Here is a 21,180-nt window from a genome sequence, read left to right as displayed (position 1 = left end):
ACGATGAGGACACTGCGCGGCGCGGGGCGAGTAAGACGGCGACAGCAGTCGCCCAACGGAAAGGTGCGCGTACGCCTCGCCCTCCCGTGCCGCAGGCAGGAGTGACCGACCCCGGTCACCGCCCGGCTCGGTCGAGCGCATCCAGTGGCTGTACGTGCTGGTATGAGAGAGGCGATCACGCTGACCTTCGACGACAACACCACCGACCTGCGCGAACTCGATCACAGCGAGGCCGGGCTGCCCGATGAGGGCGACACCTCACATCCGCTGCGCGGCGACGCCCCGGTTCCGCCGGACGCGCCGACCTTCGCCGAGCTGGGCGTGGACGAGCGCATCGTCCGCGCGCTGGCCGAAGCCGGCATCGTGCGGACCTTCGCGATCCAGGAACTGACCCTCCCACTGGCCCTGCGTGGTGAGGATCTCATCGGCCAGGCCCGCACCGGCACCGGCAAGACGCTGGGCTTCGGCGTGCCGCTGCTGCACCGGCTGACCATCCCCGGCGACGGCACCCCGCAGGTGCTGGTCGTGGTGCCGACCAGGGAGCTGTGCCTCCAGGTCACGCACGACCTCAGGGACGCGGGCAAGCACCTCGGCGTGCGCGTGCTCGACGTCTACGGCGGCCGCCCGTACGAGCCGCAGGTGGCGGCGCTGCGCAAGGGCGTCGACGTGATCGTCGGCACCCCCGGCCGCCTGCTCGACCTGGCCGAACGCCGGGACCTGGTGCTCGGCAAGGTCCGCGCCCTGGTGCTGGACGAGGCCGACGAAATGCTCGACCTGGGCTTCCTGCCCGATATCGAGCGGATCCTGCGCATGGTGCCGGAGAAGCGGCAGACCATGCTGTTCTCCGCGACCATGCCGGGCCCGATCATCACCCTGGCCCGCACCTTCCTCACCCAGCCCACGCACATCCGGGCCGAGGAGGTCAACGCCGGGCAGACGCACGAGCTGACCGAGCAGTTCGCCTACCGGGCGCACTCGCTGGACAAGATCGAGGTCGTCTCCCGGGTCCTGCAGGCCACCGACCGCGGCCTGACGATGATCTTCACCCGGACCAAGCGCACCGCGCAGAAGCTCGCCGACGACCTGGCCGAACGCGGTTTCGCGGTCGCCCCGGTGCACGGCGACCTGGGCCAGGGCGCCCGCGAGCAGGCCCTGCGGGCCTTCCGCAGCGGCAAGGTGGACGTGCTGGTCTGCACCGACGTGGCCGCCCGCGGCATCGACGTCGGCGGGATCACGCACGTGATCAACTACCAGTGCCCCGAGGACGAGAAGGCCTACGTGCACCGCATCGGCCGGACCGGCCGCGCGGGCCGCACCGGTGTCGCGGTCACGCTGGTCGACTGGGACGAGGAAGCGCGCTGGAAGCTGATCAGCGACACCCTCGGCCTCGGCAAGCCGGAGCCGGTGGAGACCTACTCCACCTCCGACCACCTGTTCACCGACCTCAACATCGACCCCAAGTCGACGGGCAGGCTGCCGCTGTCCCAGCGCACCAGGGCCGGCCTGGACGCCGAGCACCTGGAGGAGGACGCCCCCAAGCGCGGCGGCCGCAACCGCGGCAAGCGGCCCACCAGGGGCGCGGGCAGTGACAAGCCGGTCGGCGGCAGCCCGGACAAGCCGGAGTCGGACGACCCCGGCGCGCGCCCGGCCACCAAGCGCCGCAGCCGCCGCCGCACCAGGGGCGGGGAGAACGTCGGCGGCGAGGCCACGCCCGCCGAGTCCACCGAGGCAGGCGAGCCTGCCGAGGCCAAGACCAGGACGCGCACCCGCACCCGGTCCCGCGCCAAGACCGCCGACGCGCCCGCCAAGGCCGAGGTGACCACCACGACCGAGGCCCCGGCCGAGGTCGTCGCGGCCCCGGCCAAGGCCAAGGTCGCCGCCAAGACCGACGCGGCCAAGACCGAGGCTCCGGCCGAGGCAGCCGCGAAGCCCGCGACCACCCGGGTCCGCAAGGCCAGCACCGCGGTCAGCTTCACCGCCCCGGAGGCGCCCGCCTTCAACGCCCCGGAGGCCCCGGCCGCCGACGGCGAGGCCCCGGCCCGCAGGCGGCGTCGCCGCCGCACCGGCGAGGCCCCGGCCGAGTAACCAGCGCCAGCACGAACGGCCCTTCCCAGCGGGGAGGGCCGTTCCGCGTACCCGGGCCGCCGAGGGGACTACGGTGGTCCCCGTGCCGCCCGAGCAGAACGCCGCGCCCGAGGACCCCACCGCCCCGGCCGCCGCCCGCGACGCCGCCCAGGACCAGGCCGAACAGCCCGGCACGGTCGCCGAGCCGCCAGTCAGCGCCCCGGGCGACACCGAGCAGCCGAGCGCCGAGCCGGGCGAGCCCGCCGCCGAGGCCCCGGCCGCGAACGCCGAGCCGGGCGAGCCCGCGACCGAGGTCCCCGCCGAACCCGCCGCAACCCCGGCCGAGCCCGTGGCCGCCGCGATCCCGGGCGACACCCCCGCCGAGCCACCGGCCGCCGTGACCGAGCCCCCGGCCGACGCCCCCGCCGCCCCCGCCGCGGCCGTCGCGGCCGCGCCCGAGCCGCTCCTGGCCGCTCCCCTGCTCCCCGGCGCCCTGCTCCCCGAGCCCGCGACCGGCCCCGGCGAGGCCGAACCCCCGCCCCCGGTCCCGCCCCGCTCCTTCGTCACCCGCTGGGACCTGGTCGCCACCGCCGTCATCACCGTCACCGTGCTCGTCGCCGGTCTGCTCGTCTGGACCTTCAGCGACGCCCGCGCCACCGTCTCCCAGACCAGCAACCCGCCGCTGCCCATGCTCGACGGCCCCACCGCGCTGCCGCCCACGCTGGCCGAGGTCTGGCGCTCGCCGAGCACCGCGACCCAGAACGCCGTCACCACCAGCCAGGTCGTGGTCACCGCGGACAACGGGGCCGTGGTCGGCCGCGATCCGCTCAGTGGCCAGGAACGCTGGCGGTATCAGCGCGATCTGCCGCTGTGCACCGTGGCCCCGGCCTTCGGCCAGATCCTGGCCGTCTTCCAGCGCGGGGACACCTGCAGCGAGGTCACCGCGCTGGATCCGGCCACCGGCAAGCGCGGGGCGCAGCGCAACGGGGACGCCGAGGTGGGCACCCGGCTGCTCGTGGACGGGGTGCACCTGACCACCACCGGCAAGAAGTACCTGGAGGGCTGGCGCTCGGATCTGGTCAAGACCCAGGAGTACGGCCAGGTCAGGGCCATGGTGCAGCCGGGAAAGCAGCTGCGGACGGGGTGCGCCTACGGCTCGGTGGCGGTGACGCCCAACCGGGTCGGCGTGATCGAGCGCTGCCCGGACGACCCGGGTGACCGGCTCACCGTGTTCAAGCCCAACCCCAAGGACTTCGACAAGCCCGAAGCGTCGATGAGCGTGGTGCTCAGCGGCGCGGGCGCCCGGGTGATCGCGCTCGGGCCGGACCGGGTGGCCGCGGCGCTGCCCGACCCGGCGCGGCTGGCCATCTACGACGGCAACGGCGCGCCGGTCTCCGAGGTGCCGCTGAACCTGCCCGCGAGCGACCTCCAGGGCGATCCGGAGGGTGGGGTGGCGCCGACGACGATCGCGCTGAGCGCGCGCTGCTCGGACGGCACGGCCACCCCGCTGACCTTCGCCGCGAACACCACCTGCCCGAGCGGGGAACCGGCCTCCACGGTGCCGACCGTCGTCTACTGGTGGACCGGCTCGCGGACGATCGCGCTGGCCTCGGCCACCATGACTCCACTGTGGACGATGGAGAACACGCTCGGCCCCGGCACGCTGTACGCGGGCAGGCTGATGGTGCCCACCCCGGCCGGACTGTCCGTGGCGGACCCGAACACCGGCGCGCTGCTGGGCCGGTTGCCGCTGAACCGGGAGGGCTACCGCGGGCCGGTGACGCTGGCCAGTGCCGGACCGGTGCTGGTGGAACAGCGTGGCGGCACGCTGGTGGCGCTGCGCTGAGCAGGTTTCGCGATTTCCGGGCTTCGGTGAGGCAGACTCAGCACGTGAGCGTGTCGCCCTACTCCCAGCTCAGCCCGCACCGGGCCCGTCGCGTCGACCTGGCGGGCGACTACGGACCGATCGCCGCCCTGCACGCGGTGCCGTCGGCCGCGGCCGACCGGGGTGCGATCGCGGTGCTGCTGCCCGGCTACACCGGGTCCAAAGAGGACTTCGCGCCGCTGCTGGACCCGTTGGCGGAGGCCGGTTTCACCGCCTACGCCCTCGACCTGCCCGGCCAGTACGAGTCGCCGGGCCCGGACGACCCGCACGCGTACCTGCCGGCCGCGCTGGGCGGGGTGATCGCCAAACTGCTCACCCAGCTCGCCGCCGGCGGCCGCAGGGTGCTGCTGCTCGGCCATTCCTTCGGCGGCCTGGTGGCCAGGGGCGCGGTGCTCTCCGGCGTGCGGGTGGACGGGCTGACGCTGCTGTCCTCCGGCCCGAACGAGCTGCCCGAGGGCGAACGCCGTCGCGCGCTGGAGGCCGGTGAGCCACTGCTGCGGGCCGGCGGGGTGTCCGCCGCCCAGCAACTCCGCGAGACCCGCGACGCCGCCTCGGCGAACTGGGAGAACACCCCCGAGTCCCTCAAGGAGCTGTTCCGGGTTCGCTTCCTGGAGTCCAACGCGGCCGGCCTGCTCGGCATGGCCGAAGGCCTGCGCCGCGAACCGGACCTGGTGGGCAGGCTGGCCGCGGCCCTGCGCACCGGCGGCACCCCGGCGCTGGTGGTCTGCGGTGAGCACGACGACGCCTGGTCGGTGGCTACCCAGCGGGACATGGCCGACCGGCTGGACGCCGATTTCGCCGTGGTCGCCGGCGCCGCGCACTCGGCCAACACGGAGAACCCGGAAACCCTGCTGGCCACCCTGCTCCCGACCTGGCGGGCCTGGCTGTGTTGATTGGCGCGCTCCGCGCGCGGGATTTTTCGCTCCCGAAGTCGCCTCGCCGTGCATCCGCCGCACGCGAAGCAAGCTTCGGATGCGTCGGACACACGGCAAGGCGACGCGAAAAATCAACCGCGCTGAGGGCGAACGGCTCGCCGTGTCGCTGGCGCGCCACGCCTTTTCGCGAGCCGTGAGGTGAGCCGTAGGCTGCGACCGTGCTCCGCCACGTCACCGCGACTCGTTACGTCACCCCGCTCCGCGAGGGTGGTTCGCTGCCCGGCCTGATGGAGGCCGACGACCTGGGCACCTACGTGGTGAAGTTCCGGGGCGCGGGCCAGGGCCGCAAGACGCTGGTCGCCGAGGTGATCGTCGGCGAGCTGGCGCGGGCGCTGGGGCTGCCGGTGCCGGAGCTGGTGACCGCGCAGGTGGACCGGGCGATGGCGCCGAGTGAGCCGGACGAGGAGGTCCAGGACCTGCTCAAGGCCAGCCACGGGCTGAACCTGGGCATGGACTTCCTGCCGGGCGCGCTGGACTTCGACCCCGGCGCGTTCACCGCCGAGCCGGACTTCGCCGGGCGGGTGCTGTGGTTCGACGCGCTGACCGGCAACGTGGACCGGTCCTGGAAGAACCCGAACATGCTGTACTGGCACGGGAAACCGCAGCTCATCGACCACGGCGCCACGCTGATCTTCCACCACAACTGGCCGGGCGCGGCGGCCTCCGCGGCCCGTCCGTACAACGCCGCCGACCACCTGCTGATCGAGTTCGGCCCGGATGTCCCGGCCGCCGACGCGGCGCTGGCCCCACTGGTCACCACGGAGTTGCTCACCGAGGTGCTGGCCAAGGTCCCGGACGACTGGCTCGCCGACGAACCCGGGTTCGACAGCCCCGACGAGCTGCGCCGGGCCTACGTCACCCAGCTCAGCGCCCGCCTCGCCGCCCGCGACACCTGGCTGCCCGGCTTGGTGGAAACCGCGGTGAACCGGGGAAACGACCGGGTGGTCCCGGAACGGGGCCAAAACCGCCCGGAGTGGCTCAAGCACCTGCCGGGGGACGTGCGATGACCGAGCAGCGCTACCCATTCGAGTACGCGGTACTGCGGGTGATCCCGCGGGTCGAGCGCGGCGAGTCCATCAACGCGGGCGTGCTGGTCTACTGCCACCGCCTGGACTACCTGGGCTCCCGGGTGCACCTGGACCCGGACCGGCTGCGCGCGCTGGATCCCACCGCGGACCCGGCGGCGATCACCTCGGTGCTGCACTCGGTGGCCGGGACCTGCGCCGAGCCTGCCGTCGGCCCGGCGGCGGGACAGAGCCTCGGGCAGCGGTTCCGCTGGCTGACCGCGCCGAAGAGCACGGTGATCCAGCCCGGCCCGGTGCACACCGGCCTGACCACCGATCCGGCCGCGGAGACCGAACGCCTGCTGCGCCTGCTGGTGCTGCCCTAACTGTTCAGCGCGGCCGTCAGCTCGGTCCGGCCGGACACGCCGAGTTTGCGGTAGGCATTGGTCAGGTGCATCTCCACCGTGCGCACGCCCACGGTCAGCTCGGCCGCGATCTGCGGGTTGGACCGGCCGTCCGCGGCCAGCGCCGCCACCCGCCGTTCGGTGCCGGTCAGCGCCGCCGGACCGGTGTGTTCGGCCCGCCGCTGCCGGCCACCGGCCGCCCGCAAGCCGGCCCTGGCCCGGCGGCCCACCGCGATCGCACCGCACTGCTCGGCCACGGCCAGCGCCCGGCGCAACGTCTCCCGCGCCGACTGCTCCGCGCCCAGCCGGTGCCGCAGCAACCCCAGCTCGGTGAGCACCTCGGCGTGCACCAGGCCCACCTCGGCGTGCTCGACCACGGCGAGGGCCTCGGCCAGCAGGGCTTCCCCGGCCCGGCCGCCGGTGATCGTGCCGGCCACCCGCAGCACCGTGCCCAGTGTCCAGGGCAGCCCCCACTCCCGGGCCGCGGCCAGCTCGGGTTCGAGCACGGCCAGCGCCTCGGTCCGGCGGCCGGCGGCGTGCAGGGCGAGGGCCTGGTAACTGCGCCACGGGATCACCGCCGGGTTGCGCACATCCCAGCACGCCAGCCTGCGGCCGCATTCGGTGAAGTCGGCCAGCGCGCCGTCCAGGTCGCCCAGGGCCAGCCGCAACCGGCCGCGCACGTCCAGGACCTGGTTGAAGTGCCAGAGTGCCGGGAGTTCGCCGTCTAGTTCCATCCGGTAGAGCAGTTCCAGGGCGTCGTCGGTGCGATCCAGGGCGAGCAGCACGTCCAGGTAGTGCGCGTAGCGGTGCGCGGCCAGGGGTTGCCAGCCGGGATCGCGGTCGCCGATGGACTCCTCGGCGTCGGCCAGCGCCAGGTCGAGCCGACCCTGGCGGAGCCGGACCTGCACCCGCAGGCAGGTGGACAGCGCGTAGCGCAGGAAGGAGCCCTGCCGCCGGGCGTGCGTGACCGCCTCGCTGGTCACCGCGGCGGCCCGGTCCAGGTCGTCGCAGCGGATCAGGGTCATCACCGCGGACATGTGCGGGCCCCAGTGTTCGGTGTAGAGCGCCGGACCGGCCAGTGCCCGCCGGGCCTGAGCCAGGGCCAGCGCGGACGAGCCGAGCCGGAACACCTCGTGGCAGGACCGCAGGCCCAGCAGCCCGGACTCCGCCACCTCGGTCAGGTCGGCCAGCCGCTGGGAGATCATCGGCGCGGTGCCGCTGTGCTGCCAGCACAGGAAATACAGCTCGCTCTGCAGGTAGCCGTGCTCGGTGCTGCCCTCGGCCGCGGTCACCGCCGCGGTGATCAGGGACAGGCCCTCGGCGCCCCTGCCGACGGTGAGCAGTGCCCTGGCCAGATCCACGGTCAGCCCCGGCCGGGCCGCGGCGCCGGCGCGTTCGTGCGCGATGCCCAGGGTGCGCACCGCGGCCAGCCCGTCGAAATGCAACTGCGCCCGCCCCAGCTCGGCGTACAGCTCCGGCTCGACCTCCGGGCCCTCCTCGATCGCGCGGGCCAGGTAGGCGGCACTGGTCTCCGGCGCGCCCCGGGTCCTGGCCACCGCGGCGGCCGCGCGCAACGCGGTCACCCGCCAGGCCACGCCGGCCGGCGCCACCGGCAGCAGATGGGTGGCCACCTGGTCCGGCCCGGCCCGCTCGAACCCGGCCGCGCGGGCCTGCATCAACTCGGCCACCCGCTCGTGCAGCGCCGAACGCGCCCCGGTCGGCAGATCCCGGTAAACCACCTCGCGCACCATGGGGTGCACGAACTTCGGACCGTCCACCACGAACAGTCCCAATGCGACCAACCGCCGCACGCACGCCTGCACCTGCGGCCCGCCCAGCCCGGTCAGCCGCTCGACCTGGGCGAGGGTGGCCGCGGGCCCGAGCACCGCGACCGCGTCGGCCACCTGGCCGGTCTCCGGCGGGCACCGGCGCAGCCGGCCGAGCACCCCGGTGGCGATCGCGGCCACGCCGAACTCCGGCACCAGCCCGGTCTCCGCGGCCGCCCCGGTGACCCGGTGCGCACGCAGGCCGCGGAGCAATTCGGTCAGCAGCAACGGATTCCCGCCGGTGGAGTCCACACAGGCTGCCGCGAACTCGGCCGCCACCGGCCCGCCCAGCTCGACCCTGGCCAGGTCCCCGACGGCCGCCGCGGTCAACGGCTCCGGCCGCAGCACCTGACACAGTGGACTGGCCAGGATCTCCTCCACCGCCCGCGGATCAGCGGGCGTCTCGCCCGCGCGCACCGCGAGCAGCAGGCCCACCGGCAGCCCGTCCAGCCGCCGGGCCAGGTAGGCCAGCCAGCGCAGCGAGGACAGGTCGGCCCAGTGCACATCGTCGACCAGCACCAGGAACGGCCCGTGGTCGGCGAATCCGGCCAGCAGCCAGTACAGCCCGTGCAGGGCCGCGCCGAGCGCGTCCGCGGGCACCGCGTCCACCGGACCGGGCGCCTCCTCCAGCACCGGCCGGGCGAACCGGGCCGGGCCGGTGAACCACTGCTCCCGGCGGGCCGCCCCGGCCGCGGCCAGCCGCGGTTCGATCAGCTGGCGCACCACGCCGAAACCGAACTGCCGCTCCAGCTCGCTGCCCACCCCGGTCACCACCGGCAGCCCGGCTGCCTCGGCCCGCGCCCGCACCGAGCGCAGCAGCGTGGTCTTGCCGATCCCGGCCGGGCCGTCGAGCACGACCAGCGCCGAGCCCCCGTCCCGCACCCGGCGCACCAGGTCGTCGAGCACGGCGAGTTCGGCCCCCCGTTCCAGCACGGTCCGTTCCGGCATGCGCTCCCCTCGGCTTTGTGCCGATGCTAGTGAGCCGCCGCCGGTGAGGCCGATCACATTCGTTTTTCGAGTCACTACCCCAGCCGAAGGACTTACCGAAGGGATAGACCGCCGCCGCAGGTCGGCGCAGCCGCCGGCCGTTCCGGCGAAACCCGTTGTGCCACCGGCAAACCCCACGGTTGCCCCGGCCGGTCGCCGGTGCCTGGATGGAGGCGGCGGAAAGGACGTGCCGGTGCGAGTGGCGGTGATCGGGGGCGCGGGGTTCGTCGGCGCCCGCCTGAGCACCGAGCTGACGGCCAGGGGCCACACCCTGCTCAGCCCGGCGGCTCGCGGGATCGAGGTCCTCTTCCTCACCGCCCGGCTCAGCCCGGCCACCCTGCGCCGGATCCTGGCCTGCGCCCCGCGCCGCCTGGTCTGCCTCAGCTCGGACGCCGCGGTCCAGTACGGCAGGCCCCTGGTCAACGCCACCGAACTGACCCCACGCCAGCCCCGTTCGCCCTCACCCCAGGCCGCCGCCACCGCCCGCGCCGAGGCGGCGTTGCTGGCCACCGGCCTGGACACGGTGCTGATCCGGCCCCGATTGCTGTGGGGCGCGGGCGATCCGCGCACGCCCCGGCTGCGCACGGCGGTGCGCGCGGACCGGTTCCGCTGGATCGGCGGCGGTTCCCAGCTGACCGACACCACGCACGTGGCCAACGCGGTGCACGCGCTGCTGCTGGCCGCCCGGCGCGGCCGTCCAGGCGAGAGCTACTTCGTCACCGACCACGATCCGGTGGCCTACCGGCACTTCATCGCCGACCTGCTCGCCGCCGACGGCCTGACCGCCCCGACCAGGACCATCGGCTACCGCCGGGCGCACGCCCTGACCACGCTCAGCGAGACCAGCTGGCAGGCCCTGCGGCTACCCGGCCCACCGCCGCTGGACTACCTGACGCTGTGGCGCGCGGGTCTGGAAGGCACCCTGGACATCAGCAAGGCCCGCGTCCAGCTCGGCTACGAACCGGTGCGCACCCGCGGTCAGGGACTGGCCGAACTACGCGACGACCTGGCCTTCGCGAACTAACTCCACCACCACAGCCACAACGCGGCCCCGGCCACCACGAACACGCCGATCCCGGCGCCCCAGGCCCCGGCCCCGGTCCGCCGGTCGGCGAAGAACTGCAACAGCACCGCCAGCACCGCGGCCACCACGTGCCCGAGCACCGCGATCCAGCCCGGACCGGCCCAGGACTCGGTGGCGGCGAAGATCTGCGCGCCGATCACCAGCACCGCCAGCAGCACCACCGCGGCCGCCACCGACCCGCTCAGGCCGCGCAACACCGCCCCCAGCCGGACCCGGCGCGGCGTCTCCTCCAATGCTCCGGTCATGGCGCCAGCATCGCCCACGGCTCAAGCTCCGGTGCGGCCGCCCGGCCTTCCGGGCAGTGCCTGCGGAAATCGCACCAGGTGCAGTGCCGCCCGGTCACCGTCGGGAACAACGCCTCCCGGTCGCCGCCGGCGGCCAGCTCCTCGCCTGCCGCGGACAGCTCGTCGGCGGCCTCCTCGGCCCGGCGGACCTGGCGGGCCAGCGACTCGTCGGTGTGCTCCCAGCTCAGCACCTGACCGGTGGGCAGGTGATGCAGTTCGACCTGGTGGCAGGGCCGCCGCAACGTCCGGGCCGCGGCCAGCGCGTAGAGCGCCAGCGCCTGCGAGCCCCGAGCGTCATCGGTGGTCAGCGCGTGCCTGCCGGTCTTGTAGTCGACGATGACCAGCTCGCCGTCCCGCTCGTCGATCCGGTCCACCCGGCCCTCGGCCACGATCCGCCCGGTCGGCGCGGACACCCAGCGCTCCAGCCCGACCGGCTCGATGCTCACATCCGCGTTGGCCACGTACTCGTGCACCCAGCCGCGGGCCCGTTCCCGGTAGGTCCCGGCCTGTTCGCCGTCCTGGAACCCGTCGCCCTTCCAGTGCCGGACCACCAGCGCCTCGGCCTGTTCCGGGGTGCGCCGGGCCACCGGCAGATCGAAGAAGGCCCGCAACGCGTTGTGCACCACCGCGCCCAGCGTGTTGTGCGCCCAGGCCCCGCCACGCGGCAGCGCCGGGCGGTCCAGATAGCTCATCCGGTACCGCCGCGGGCACCCGGTCCAGGTGGCCAGCTTCGCCGGCGTCACCCGCACCAGCTTGCGCGGCATGCCTTCCAGTTCCAGTCCAAGCTGACCCACGACGCCCACGGTACGCACCCCTGCCGACACTCTCCGCGTCGGCGGTCACACTCAGCCGAGCACCGGCACCGCGCTCGCCTTGGCCACCAGCGCCTCCAGCTGCTCCGGCGCGGTGGTCTCGGCCGCCAGCCGGACGGTCTTGTTGGTGCCGTGGTAGTCGCTGGACCCGGTGATCACCAGGTTCTCCGCCTGGGCCAGCGCGCGCAGCTCGTCCCGGTCGGCGGGCTCGTGGTCGGGGTGGTCGACCTCCACCCCGGTCAGCCCGTGCCGGACCAGGTCCCTGATCACCTCGGCCTCGACCACCGGACCGCGCCGCCGGGCGAAGGGGTGCGCGAACACGGTCACCCCGCCGGCCGCGGCGATCATCTCCACCGCACGCCGCACCGGGGTGTCGGTGCGCGGCAGGTAGTAGGCCCCGCCGTCGCGCAGGTACTTCGCGAACGCCTCGTCCACCGTGTGCACCAGCCCGGCCTTGACCAGCACCCTGGCCAGGTGCGGCCGGCCGACCGAGGCGTCGGGGGCCAGTCCGGCGAACATCGCGTCCGGGTCCACCGGCACCCCGTCGGCGGCCATCCGCTCGGCGATCAGCCGCAGCCGGGTGCGGCGCTCGGCGCGCAGCCGGGTCTGCTCGGCCACGATCGCGGGCGCGTCCGGGTCGAACAGGTAGGCCAGCAGGTGCACGGTCACCTGGCCGCCCCGGCCGTCCGGCGCGATGCAGGACAGCTCCGCGCCCCGGACCACGCGAAGGCCGGCCGGGCGAGACTGCTCAGCCTCGGCCCAGCCGGCCGTCGTGTCGTGATCGGTGATGGCCACCGTGTGCAGTCCGGCGGCCGACGCCGCGGCCATCAGCTCGGCCGGAGTGTCGGTTCCGTCGGATGCGGTCGTGTGGGCGTGCAGGTCGATGAGCACGTCCACGAGTGTGGACTACTCAGCCGATGATCTTCTTACCGGCTGTTTGCTTCTTGGCCTTCATCATGGTGAAGCGCTCGGCCTGGGCCTTCTTGTCACCGAACACCAGCTCGGAGATGGCGTCGTTGATCTGCTCCGGCTTCGGCAGGTACTCGATCTTGTTGAGCGCCTGGATCTGACCGGCCGACTCGACCACGATCGTGCCGTAACCGAGCATCCGCCCGGTCATGGTCCGCTCGAAGGTCAGGTCGGTCACCTTGGTCACCGGCATCATGGCCACCTTGGTGGTGAACACACCACTGGTGATCATGAAGCGTTTGTCCGTGATGACCAGTCGTTCGACCCACCAGTCGATGACGATGTAGGCGAACCGGAGCAGGATGACCAGCGCCGCGTACCACAGGAGGTTCTGGATGATCCAGGCATCCGGTGGCAGCAGGTAGGAGATCATCACTGCTCCGGCGAGCAGCGCCATCGCCTCGAAGATGTCCCAGAGCAGACTGGCCCAGTGCCGGCGCACGCGGATGACGCGTCGCTCGGTGTCGAGCAGGTACTCGTCTGAGTCACGAGGCGAGAACACGTGTGGCTACCCCCGGCCGCTAGTTGAACAGCGACCGGACGAAGGTGATGATCGACTCTGCCGCGCCACGAAGCGTGCCGAGGATGCCGGTGACGCCGTCCGCTGCCTGCGTTGGCTGTGTAACGAGCAAGAAGAGAACCAGAGCAACACCTGCGAAGATCAGGATCTTCTTCAAGTTCATGTAAACCAACCCCGTCCGCTAACGGCCTTGTTGGCGCCTGCGGAACCGTTGTACCGCACTCCGCCGCGCTATGGCAGATTTGTACCGCACTTGGGGCAGCGGATCACGTGGCCTTCCCAGGTGAACTACTCTCCGTGGTCATGCCGGAGGCCCAGGACCAGCGCGTCCGCTGTGTCGGCGCAGTCGTCTTCGACCCGATCGGACGCATTCTGCTGATCCGTCGAGGCCAACCTCCCTCAGCCGGTTCCTGGTCCATCCCGGGGGGCCGGGTGGAGCCTGGAGAAGATGATCACAGGGCTGTGATCAGGGAGTTGTCCGAGGAGACCGGGCTGACCGGGGCGATCGATCGCTGGATCGGTTCGGTGGAGCGGCCGTCACCGACCGGCGTTTATGTCATCCACGACTACGCCGTACGGGCGAACGCCGGGCTTATCCGGGCTGGTGACGACGCTTCGGCGGTGGCCTGGATCGACGGTGTGATCTTCGACGCACTGCACAGCGCAGGGTCCCTTTCGCCCGGTTTGGCGGAGGCGCTCGCCGAGTGGGGAGCGCTCCCCGCCGGCGCCAGGGCCGGAACCTCGCCCGGCTAGTTCGGACCGAGCCAGGTCAGTCCGTGGGTCAGCCGATCGGCGGTAGCCAGTCTGCGCACCCGGACCGTGCCGTCGACCCAGTTGATCACGCTCAGCACCCGGTCCGCCTCGGCCAGGTGAGCCGCCTCCGCGCGAAGTTCGGCCGGGAAGGCCGGGTAACTCTCCTGGCTGACCCACCACAGTGGACGGTGACTCGCCAGCGTGCGCAGCGCGTCCACCCAGGCCGTCGCGAAGTCGCCGGAACGACCGTCGAGCAGGCCGCAACTGGTGACCACCAGGGGGTTTTCCGCCGGAATCCGGGCCGCGGCGGCAGCCAGTCCGGTGACCGGGTCGGTCCGGAGCAGGGGTGGTTTGGCCGCCACAACCTCGTCCGCGGCCAGCCGGAGCAGCCGCAGCCGCCGCGGCTGGTCGGGCCGGACGCAGGCTTCCAGCCAGGTCAGCTCGTCCTCGTCGGCCACGTCCACCGGGTCCGCGTCCAGGCCGACCCGTTCGGCGATCGCGGGCAGTTTGGCCTGCTTGCCGAATGCCTCGGCCGGTTTGCCCGCCTGATCGGTGACCTGGCAGTCCAGCACCAGCCGGGCCGTCTTCTTGCCGCGGCTGATGTCCGGCCCGCCGCCGGCGACCGCGTAGCGGAAGCCGTAGCGGTCCAGCACCAGCCGGAAGCCGGCCCCAGCTCCGGCCTCGACCAGGCCGATCGGGGTCTTGCCCGCCTCCTTGGCCACCACGGCCAGGCCCGGGTAGAGCAGCGCGGCCGGGCGGACCAGCTCCTCCCGCACCGAGCGCTCGGCCAGCAGCGGGCGGATCGAGTCGGCGCGTTCGAGCACGAAGGAGCGGAACAGCGGCCACAGCTCGCCGTCCGGACCGTCGGCGCCGCCCAGCGCCGGGTAGTAGCGGGTCAGGGCGTGCCAGGGCTCGCGGAAGAGCACCCGCTGGGCCGCGGCCAGGAACAACTCGGGCGAGGCATCGCCCACCAGGGCGGTCACCCCGGCGTCCTCGGCGGCGCCCGCGGCCAGGCATTCATACAGCGGGGAGGCGGCGGACTGCGCCGCCGCGAACTCGCGCAGCCGCTCGGCGGCCGGTGCGCTCATCGGGCTCAGACCTTCGGCTCGGGGCGGCCGGGCTGCTCGCCGCCGCGGGCTTCGCCGTAACTGCGCTTGGGCACCATCACCTTGCGCCGGAACACGCACACCACGGTGCCGTCCTGCTTGTACCCCTTGGTCTCCACGTAGACCACTCCCCGGTCGTCCTTGGACTTGGACTCGGTCTTGTCCAGCACCTCGGTCTCGCCGTAGATGGTGTCACCGTGGAAGGTCGGCTTGATGTGCCGCAGCGACTCGACCTCCAGATTGGCGATGGCCTTGCCGGAGACATCGGCCACCGACATGCCCAGCAGCAGCGAGTAGATGTAGTTGCCGACCACCACGTTCTTGCCGAAGTCGGTGGTCTCCCCCGCGTAGTGGGCGTCCAGGTGCAGCGGGTGGTGGTTCATGGTGATCAGGCAGAACAGGTGGTCGTCGTACTCGGTGACCGTCTTTCCCGGCCAGTGCTTGTAGACCGCGCCGACCTCGAACTCCTCGAAGTACCGCCCGAACTGCACGCTGCCTCCCAAGGGTGGTGTCCGATCCAGCAAGACCGGGGAGGACAGTCTTGCCCGGGTACGGGTAGTCTCGACAACCGGTCTGTGAGCGAATCCACCGTTCCGGCCACGGCCCCGAGGAGGTGAGATGCGATGAGTACGGACAGCAACCCTCCCAGTACCGACCGCGTCCTCACCGGTGGGCTTTCTACAACGAGGTAGGACCCATCGACCGGTCGGGACGCGCTCTCGTGCCGGAACCCCAGCCTGGTTCCGGCCGCACACCCGTGTTCGCGTCGCGTTCGACTGGAGCCTTCCATGTCCGTTCTGCCCACGCTCGGCCTGCGCGGCCGTGCTCCCCGTAACGGAAGTGCCATGCCGCAGCAGATTCCCGTGCCGCTTTCCGCTTATGTGGTGGACTGCGGTGTCTACGTAGACGGCAAGCGGTTGCCGGGCCGCTGGACCCACACCGGCGCGGTGGAGGAGGTCCGCAAGCGCGGCACCGGCTTCGTCTGGATCGGTCTGCACGAGCCGGACGAGCAGCAGATCCAGAGCATCGCGGAGACCTTCGGGCTGCACGAGCTGGCCGTGGAGGACGCGGTGCACGCGCATCAGCGGCCGAAGCTGGAGCGCTACGACGACAGCCTGTTCATGGTGCTCAAGACGGTGCGTTACGTCGCGCACGAGTCGCCGACCACGGCGAATGAGATCGTGGAGACCGGCGAGGTGATGGTCTTCGTCGGCCGCCACTTCGTGATCACCGTCCGGCACGGCAAGCACCAGGCGCTGGCCGGGCTGCGCGCCGAGCTGGAGCAGGATCCGGCCAAGCTGATGCTCGGCCCGGCCGCGGTGCTCTACGCCATCGCCGACCACGTGGTGGACACCTACCTGGAGGTCACCAGCGCGGTCGAGGACGACATCGACACCCTGGAGGTGGAGGTCTTCGACCCGCGCAGCGCGGTGGACCCGGAGCAGATCTACCTGATGAAGCGCGAGGTCATGGAGCTGCGCCGGGCGGTGGGTCCGCTGGCCACCCCGCTGCGGCGGCTGGCCGAGGGCTACATCCCGCTGGTGCCCGATGAGGTGCGCACCTTCTTCCGGGACGTCGACGACCACCTCACCACCGTGCACGACCGGATCGTCACCTTCGACGAGATGCTGACCACGCTGATCGACGCGGTGCTGGCCAAGATCACCATGCGGCAGAACAACGACATGCGCAAGATCAGCGCCTGGGTCGCGATCATCTCGGTGCCGACCATGATCGCCGGTATCTACGGGATGAACTTCGACGTGATGCCGGAGTTGAAATGGACCTACGGCTATCCGATCGTGCTGATCGTGATCCTGATCGCCTGCACCGTCCTGTACCGCATCTTCCGCCGCAACCAGTGGCTGTGACGACATGATCATCAAAGCCGCGCGCAGCCCGCGCTCCTGGATCGTGCTCTTCGGCATCGTGTGGATCGCCACGATCATCATGATGATCTCCAACCGCCCCGAGCGCGGCACCCAGACGGTCGAGGAACTGGCCGGCCGGGTCACCGAGGCTCTACAGGCCGCCGACTCGGCCCAGCTGGCCGAACTGGTCTCGCTGAAGTCCGGCGCCGACGAAGCCGCCCAGGCCACCGTGGCCGGCTTCGCCGAGGCCGGGATCACCGATATCTCCGCCCGCTCCGAGCTGATCAGGGGGCGGGTGCAGCTGACGATCAGCTACCAGCGGCCGGAGGGTTCCCGGGGCCTGCTGCACGTGCCGACGGTGCACCTGGACGGGCGCTGGACGATGACGCCGGTGTCGCTGCCCTGATCCTGGGGTGATCCGACGGGCTGTGTGACAGGACACCGGGCGCACCCGACCTTCGGCTGGTCAGCGGGCCGGTGGCGGCGTTCATCATCGGGATTCCTCGCCCAGCCGCCAGGGGGTCCCGGTGTCCCGTCTTCGCCTTGTGCTGCCCGCGTTCGCCCTGCTCGCCTGGATCGTGATCGGCGCGATCGGCCTGCCCGACCTGGGCAAGCTCTCCCAGGTCCAACGCAATGACAACGCCTCCTTCCTGCCGGCCAGCGCGGAGGCGACCAGGGCGGCGAACGAGCAGAAACTCTTCGCCGAGGCCGATGTGCTGCCCGCGGTGCTGGTCTTCGAGCGCGATTCCGGGCTGACGCCGGCGGATCAGGACGCGATCGCCCGGTCGGTGCGGCGGGCGTCCACTGTGGACGGCCTCAAAGGACCGGCGTCCCCGGTGGTTCCGGCGCCCGATGGCAAAGCGGCGCAGGCGCTGGCGCCGGTGGACGGCAGTGACGGGTTCCGGGCCGGGGAGACGGTCAAGGCGTTGCGGGACAAGGTGCGCGAGGGCCTGCCCGGCGGGCTGCGCGCACACGTGACCGGACCGGCCGGGATCGTCGGGGACTTCGCGGCCACCTTCGGCGGCATCGACGGGTTGCTGCTGGGGGTGACCGCGGCGGTGGTGGCGCTGATCCTGGTGCTGGTCTACCGCAGTCCGCTGCTGCCGGTGGTGGTGCTGGCCTGCGCCGGACTGGCCTTGCTTGGCGCGGCCGCGGTGGTCTACCGGCTGGCCAGGGACCAGGTGCTCACGTTGAACGGGCAGAGTCAGGGCATCCTGTTCATCCTGGTCTTCGGCGCCTCCACCGACTACGCGCTGCTGCTGGTGGCGCGGTACCGGGAGGAGCTGCGGCAGGCCGGGCCGCGACTGGCCATGTGGCGGGCCTGGCGGGCCTCCCTGGAACCGATCTGCGCCTCGGCCGGGACCGTGGTGCTGGGCATGCTGTGCCTGCTGTTCAGCGATCTCAACTCGAACAAGGGCCTCGGTCCGGTGGCCGCGATCGGCATCGTCGCCTCGCTGCTGGCCGCGCTGACCTTCCTGCCGCCCGCGCTGATGTTGCTGGGGCGCGGCGCTTTCTGGCCGCGGAAACCGGTGGCGGCCAAGGACGGGATCTGGGGCCGGGTGGCGAACCTGGTGGGCCGCAGGCCGCGCTGGACCTGGGTGCTGACCACCGCGGTGCTGTTGTTCGGGGTGGCCTTCGTGCCGCAGCTCAAGGCGGACGGGGTGGCCCAGACCGACGTCTTTCTGTCCACAGTGGACTCGGTGTCCGGGCAACAGGCGCTGGGACGGCATTTCCCCGGCGGCAGCGGCTCGCCCGCGGTGATCGTGACCTCGGCGGCGACAGTGGATCCGGTGCTGGCGGCGGCCCGCGGGGTGGCGGGCGTGGCCGAGGCAGCGGCGTTGCCGAAGGTGGTGGACGGCCGGGTGGAGATCAACGCCACCCTGCGCTCGGCCGCGGACAGCGAGGCCGCGATCGAGGCGGTGCGCGCGCTGCGCACCGCGGTGCACGCGGTGCCAGGGGCGGCGGCGGTGGTGGGCGGGCCGACCGCGGCCCAGCTGGACGTGCAGGACACCGCGTTGCGGGACCGGGCGCTGATCATTCCGTTGGTGGTGCTGGTGATCCTGGTGGTGCTGGCCCTGCTGCTGCGCTCGCTGCTGGCCCCGCTACTGCTGATGCTGACCGTGGTGCTCAGCTTCGCCGCCACGCTGGGCGTGTCCGCGCTGGTGTTCAACCACGTCTTCGACTTCCCCGGCGCCGATCCCGGGGTTCCGTTGTACGCCTTCGTGTTCCTGGTCGCGCTGGGCATCGACTACAACATCTTCCTGATGACCAGGGTGCGCGAGGAGGCCGCGCGCCGGGGCACCGAGGCCGGCACCCTGGTCGGGCTGTCGGTGACCGGCGGGGTGATCACCTCGGCCGGGGTGGTGCTGGCCGCGACCTTCGCCGCGCTGGCGGTGCTACCGATCCTGTTCCTGGCCCAGATCGCCTTCCTGGTCGCCTTCGGCGTGCTGCTGGACACCCTGGTGGTGCGCTCGCTGCTGGTGCCCGCGCTCGCGGTGGACCTGGGCCGGGCGATCTGGTGGCCCAGCAGGCTGTCCCGGCCTCGACCGGTGTCGGTGCTCAGTGACGCCGCAGCAGCACGGCGAGCGGCGCGCTCAGGATGACGGCGGCCGCGGCCACCAGCACGGCCAGCTGCATCCCGTGGGTGAAGTCGCGACCGCCGTCCAGGATCGAGCCCAGCACGGCGATCCCGGCCAGGCCGCCGAGTTGACCGGCCACCTGCTGCACCGCCGAGGCCAGGCCCGCCTCCTCGGGCGGGGCGGTGGCCAGGATGGCCTCGGTGGCGGCCACCAGGGCCAGTCCGCCGCCCAGGCCGAGCGGTCCGGTGGCCAGCGCGACCTGGGCGGCGCCGGAGTGCACGTCCAGGGTGGCCATGGCGCCCAGTCCCACCGCGACCAGCAGCAGCCCGGCGATGGCGGGCGGCATCGGGCCGTACCGGCGGGTGAGCGCGCCGCCGAGCGGGGCGCTGAGCACCACCACGCCGGTCACCGGGACCAGCCAGAGCCCGGCGGTCACCGGGTCCAGGGACTTGAGCGTCTGCAGGTAGAGGGTGAGCAGGAACAGCACCCCGAACAGCGCGCCGAAGTTCACCGCGACCAGGGCCACGCCGACCCGGAACTGCCTGGGGCGCACCAGGTTCAGCACGGTGCGCACCCGGAGTGCCTGTCCGGAGCGGGATTCCCGGACGAAGGCCAGGGTGAGTGCGATGGCGAGCAGGCCGACCGGCAGGTTGACGTAGAAGATCGCCGACCAGCCGCCGGCCGCCACCAGCAGGCCGCCGAGCAGGGGTCCGGCGGCCAGGCCGAGCGCGGCCACCGCGCTCCACACGCCGATCGCCGGACCCAGTGTCCTGGTGGGGAAACCGGCCCGGATCAGGCCGAGGGCAGCCGGTTGCAGCATCGCGCTGAATACGCCTTGCAGGGCGCGCAGGGCGATCACCAGCCACACCTGGCCGGACAGCGCGATGGCCAGCGAGGTCAGGGTGAATCCGGCCACCCCGCAGAGGAAAACCGCGCGCCGGCCGTAGCGGTCGGCCAGCGCGCCGGCCGGCAGCAGGGCCAGCGCGGTGGCCAGCAGGTAGGCGTTGGCCACCCACTGCAGGTCGGTGATGGAGGCGCCCAGGTCGATGGCCAGGTCCGGGCCGGCGATGGTGAGCGCGGTGCCGTCCACACCGGTCATCACCGAGCCGACGGCCACCGCGGCCAGGGTCAGCCAGGGCGATCGAGTCAGTTCCGCGGTATTCACGTATTTATCCCTCACCATGAATGGAGGCTGGTGGCATGCCCAGTGAACGCTGGCGTGACGAACGAGTGGTCGACATCCAGGTGAAATCTTCCGCACTCCGGCGGGAGACGGAACTCACCCTGCTCGTTCCCCAGCAGTGGCGAAAGAGCGCGCATAGCTGGCCGACGCTGTACCTGCTGCACGGCGCGGGCGATGACCATACCTGCTGGCTGCGCTGGACAGATATCCTTCGGTTGGCCGACGAGGCGGGGATCCTGGTGGTGATGCCACCGGGCGGCCGGGTCGGACTCTACAGCGACTGGATCGCGCCGGATCGGACGGGCACGATCCCACACTGGGATGAATTCGTTTTCAGCGAACTTCCCGCACTGTTGGAAAAGCATTACCGGGCCAACGAGGTGCGCGCCGGAGCCGGGGTGTCGATGGGTGGTTACGGCGTGCTGCGCGGCGCCCAGCGGCATCCCGGCTTCTTCCGCGCGGTCGCCTCCTACAGCGGACTGCTGCACACCACCCGCCGCGGCATGCCGGCCTTCGCCCGCGCGATGCTCCGTCGCGAGGGGGAAAAGACCAGCTCACTGTGGTCCTCGCGGGCGAGCTGGCTGGCCGAGGACCCCTACCGCAACGCCGAGGCGCTGCGCGGCACCCCGCTCTACCTGAGTACCGGGGACGGTCGGCGCGGTCCGCTGGACCGGCGATTCTCCGGCGGTTCGGTACTGGAATGGATCATCGGACCCGGCACCCTCGACCTGGCCGCGCGACTCACCGAGCTGGGCATTCCGGCGACCGTGCACGCCTACGCCGGAACCCACACCTGGCCCTATTGGCGACGGGAACTGAACACCTCCTTTCCTTTTCTGCTGGAGGTACTACGAAAGTAGGGTCTGCCGCGTGCGGGGGTTCACATACCCCAGCATCTTGCTATCCGCCGGATC

At 72.3% G+C, this 21,180-nt stretch carries 20 protein-coding genes; 11 read left to right on the top strand and 9 right to left on the bottom strand.

The annotated features are described in order from the left end of the window. Nucleotides 1–162: 162 nt before the first annotated feature. From MZC64_RS05360 to MZC64_RS05335, 5 genes are all read left to right on the top strand, one after another. Nucleotides 163–2,085, top strand: a complete 1,923-nt coding sequence (locus tag MZC64_RS05360) for a DEAD/DEAH box helicase (protein WP_247755908.1) — start codon at nucleotides 163–165, stop codon at nucleotides 2,083–2,085. An 82-nt stretch (nucleotides 2,086–2,167) separates the two neighbouring features. Then, a complete protein-coding gene (locus MZC64_RS05350; protein WP_308300961.1) occupies nucleotides 2,168–3,910 on the top strand; it encodes a PQQ-binding-like beta-propeller repeat protein in 1,743 nt (580 codons plus the stop codon). A 44-nt stretch (nucleotides 3,911–3,954) separates the two neighbouring features. Further along, nucleotides 3,955–4,842 (top strand): alpha/beta fold hydrolase, encoded by an 888-nt coding sequence (locus MZC64_RS05345; RefSeq protein ID WP_308300960.1) that lies wholly within the window; start codon nucleotides 3,955–3,957, stop codon nucleotides 4,840–4,842. A 200-nt stretch (nucleotides 4,843–5,042) separates the two neighbouring features. Then, a complete protein-coding gene (locus tag MZC64_RS05340) occupies nucleotides 5,043–5,891 on the top strand; it encodes a HipA family kinase (protein ID WP_247755907.1) in 849 nt (282 codons plus the stop codon). Next, nucleotides 5,888–6,274, top strand: a complete 387-nt coding sequence (locus MZC64_RS05335) for a DUF3037 domain-containing protein (RefSeq protein ID WP_247755906.1) — start codon at nucleotides 5,888–5,890, stop codon at nucleotides 6,272–6,274. Before MZC64_RS05340 ends, MZC64_RS05335 begins: the two co-directional genes overlap by 4 nt. Here MZC64_RS05335 and MZC64_RS05330 read toward each other — a convergent pair. Then, nucleotides 6,271–9,066: an AAA family ATPase gene (locus tag MZC64_RS05330; RefSeq protein ID WP_247755905.1), complete on the bottom strand. Its 2,796-nt coding sequence runs from the start codon at nucleotides 9,064–9,066 to the stop codon at nucleotides 6,271–6,273. The two genes, MZC64_RS05335 and MZC64_RS05330, sit on opposite strands and share 4 nt — an antisense overlap. Before the next feature lie 226 nt (nucleotides 9,067–9,292). Here MZC64_RS05330 and MZC64_RS05325 point away from each other — a divergent pair, with 226 nt between their 5' ends. Beyond that, entirely contained in the window at nucleotides 9,293–10,129 is an 837-nt protein-coding gene (locus MZC64_RS05325; RefSeq protein WP_247755904.1) for an NAD-dependent epimerase/dehydratase family protein, read from the top strand. Here the strand turns inward: MZC64_RS05325 and MZC64_RS05320 are convergent. Genes MZC64_RS05320 through MZC64_RS05300 form a run of 5 tightly spaced genes read right to left on the bottom strand, consistent with a single transcriptional unit; the run spans nucleotide 10,126 to nucleotide 12,937 of the window. Next, nucleotides 10,126–10,434, bottom strand: a complete 309-nt coding sequence (locus MZC64_RS05320; RefSeq protein ID WP_247755903.1) for a hypothetical protein — start codon at nucleotides 10,432–10,434, stop codon at nucleotides 10,126–10,128. The genes MZC64_RS05325 and MZC64_RS05320 overlap by 4 nt on opposite strands. Continuing rightward, entirely contained in the window at nucleotides 10,431–11,267 is an 837-nt protein-coding gene (locus tag MZC64_RS05315) for a RecB family exonuclease (protein WP_374205622.1), read from the bottom strand. The genes MZC64_RS05320 and MZC64_RS05315 overlap by 4 nt, the downstream gene beginning before the upstream one ends. A 51-nt stretch (nucleotides 11,268–11,318) precedes the next feature. Further along, nucleotides 11,319–12,176: a PHP domain-containing protein gene (locus tag MZC64_RS05310; protein WP_247755902.1), complete on the bottom strand. Its 858-nt coding sequence runs from the start codon at nucleotides 12,174–12,176 to the stop codon at nucleotides 11,319–11,321. A 19-nt stretch (nucleotides 12,177–12,195) separates the two neighbouring features. Beyond that, entirely contained in the window at nucleotides 12,196–12,756 is a 561-nt protein-coding gene (locus tag MZC64_RS05305) for a PH domain-containing protein (protein ID WP_185000006.1), read from the bottom strand. Nucleotides 12,757–12,775: 19 nt separating this feature from the next. Beyond that, the gene (locus MZC64_RS05300) at nucleotides 12,776–12,937 is read right to left on the bottom strand and encodes a hypothetical protein (RefSeq protein ID WP_185000007.1); all 162 of its coding nucleotides are present in this window, start codon (nucleotides 12,935–12,937) and stop codon (nucleotides 12,776–12,778) included. Between the two features lie 140 nt (nucleotides 12,938–13,077). Here MZC64_RS05300 and MZC64_RS05295 point away from each other — a divergent pair, with 140 nt between their 5' ends. Then, the gene (locus tag MZC64_RS05295; protein WP_247755901.1) at nucleotides 13,078–13,527 is read left to right on the top strand and encodes an NUDIX domain-containing protein; all 450 of its coding nucleotides are present in this window, start codon (nucleotides 13,078–13,080) and stop codon (nucleotides 13,525–13,527) included. Here MZC64_RS05295 and MZC64_RS05290 read toward each other — a convergent pair. Further along, nucleotides 13,524–14,615: a DUF2332 domain-containing protein gene (locus tag MZC64_RS05290; protein ID WP_247755900.1), complete on the bottom strand. Its 1,092-nt coding sequence runs from the start codon at nucleotides 14,613–14,615 to the stop codon at nucleotides 13,524–13,526. The two genes, MZC64_RS05295 and MZC64_RS05290, sit on opposite strands and share 4 nt — an antisense overlap. 5 nt (nucleotides 14,616–14,620) lie before the next feature. After that, a complete protein-coding gene (locus tag MZC64_RS05285; RefSeq protein WP_247755899.1) occupies nucleotides 14,621–15,124 on the bottom strand; it encodes a MaoC family dehydratase in 504 nt (167 codons plus the stop codon). A 297-nt stretch (nucleotides 15,125–15,421) separates the two neighbouring features. Between MZC64_RS05285 and corA the strand changes: the two genes are divergently transcribed. From corA to MZC64_RS05270, 3 genes are all read left to right on the top strand, one after another. Beyond that, nucleotides 15,422–16,504: a magnesium/cobalt transporter CorA gene (gene corA, locus MZC64_RS05280; protein WP_247755898.1), complete on the top strand. Its 1,083-nt coding sequence runs from the start codon at nucleotides 15,422–15,424 to the stop codon at nucleotides 16,502–16,504. Between the two features lie 4 nt (nucleotides 16,505–16,508). Next, nucleotides 16,509–16,910 (top strand): hypothetical protein, encoded by a 402-nt coding sequence (locus tag MZC64_RS05275; protein WP_247755897.1) that lies wholly within the window; start codon nucleotides 16,509–16,511, stop codon nucleotides 16,908–16,910. A gap of 121 nt (nucleotides 16,911–17,031) precedes the next feature. Beyond that, entirely contained in the window at nucleotides 17,032–19,107 is a 2,076-nt protein-coding gene (locus MZC64_RS05270; RefSeq protein WP_247755896.1) for an MMPL family transporter, read from the top strand. Here the strand turns inward: MZC64_RS05270 and MZC64_RS05265 are convergent. Further along, complete coding sequence (locus MZC64_RS05265; protein ID WP_247755895.1) at nucleotides 19,064–20,248, bottom strand: MFS transporter; 1,185 nt, start codon at nucleotides 20,246–20,248, stop codon at nucleotides 19,064–19,066. The two genes, MZC64_RS05270 and MZC64_RS05265, sit on opposite strands and share 44 nt — an antisense overlap. A gap of 35 nt (nucleotides 20,249–20,283) precedes the next feature. On the opposite strand from MZC64_RS05265, the gene MZC64_RS05260 reads away from it, so the two are divergent. After that, complete coding sequence (locus MZC64_RS05260; protein ID WP_247755894.1) at nucleotides 20,284–21,126, top strand: alpha/beta hydrolase family protein; 843 nt, start codon at nucleotides 20,284–20,286, stop codon at nucleotides 21,124–21,126. Nucleotides 21,127–21,180: the final 54 nt, after the last annotated feature.

The organism is Crossiella sp. S99.2, from assembly GCF_023094165.1.
Taxonomy (GTDB): Bacteria; Actinomycetota; Actinomycetes; order Mycobacteriales; family Pseudonocardiaceae; genus Crossiella.
This window is presented reverse-complemented; position numbering and strand designations above follow the sequence as displayed.

Bases quoted from the DNA above. Each gene is read 5' to 3' on its own strand.
- MZC64_RS05295 (WP_247755901.1), top strand. From the start codon at position 13,078: ATGCCGGAGGCCCAGGACCAGCGCGTCCGCTGTGTCGGCGCAGTCGTC.
- MZC64_RS05360 (WP_247755908.1), top strand. From the start codon at position 163: ATGAGAGAGGCGATCACGCTGACCTTCGACGACAACACCACCGACCTG.
- MZC64_RS05300 (WP_185000007.1), bottom strand. From the start codon at position 12,937: ATGAACTTGAAGAAGATCCTGATCTTCGCAGGTGTTGCTCTGGTTCTC.
- corA (WP_247755898.1), top strand. From the start codon at position 15,422: ATGTCCGTTCTGCCCACGCTCGGCCTGCGCGGCCGTGCTCCCCGTAAC.
- MZC64_RS05330 (WP_247755905.1), bottom strand. From the start codon at position 9,066: ATGCCGGAACGGACCGTGCTGGAACGGGGGGCCGAACTCGCCGTGCTC.
- MZC64_RS05320 (WP_247755903.1), bottom strand. From the start codon at position 10,434: ATGACCGGAGCATTGGAGGAGACGCCGCGCCGGGTCCGGCTGGGGGCG.
- MZC64_RS05260 (WP_247755894.1), top strand. From the start codon at position 20,284: ATGCCCAGTGAACGCTGGCGTGACGAACGAGTGGTCGACATCCAGGTG.
- MZC64_RS05290 (WP_247755900.1), bottom strand. From the start codon at position 14,615: ATGAGCGCACCGGCCGCCGAGCGGCTGCGCGAGTTCGCGGCGGCGCAG.
- MZC64_RS05335 (WP_247755906.1), top strand. From the start codon at position 5,888: ATGACCGAGCAGCGCTACCCATTCGAGTACGCGGTACTGCGGGTGATC.
- MZC64_RS05275 (WP_247755897.1), top strand. From the start codon at position 16,509: ATGATCATCAAAGCCGCGCGCAGCCCGCGCTCCTGGATCGTGCTCTTC.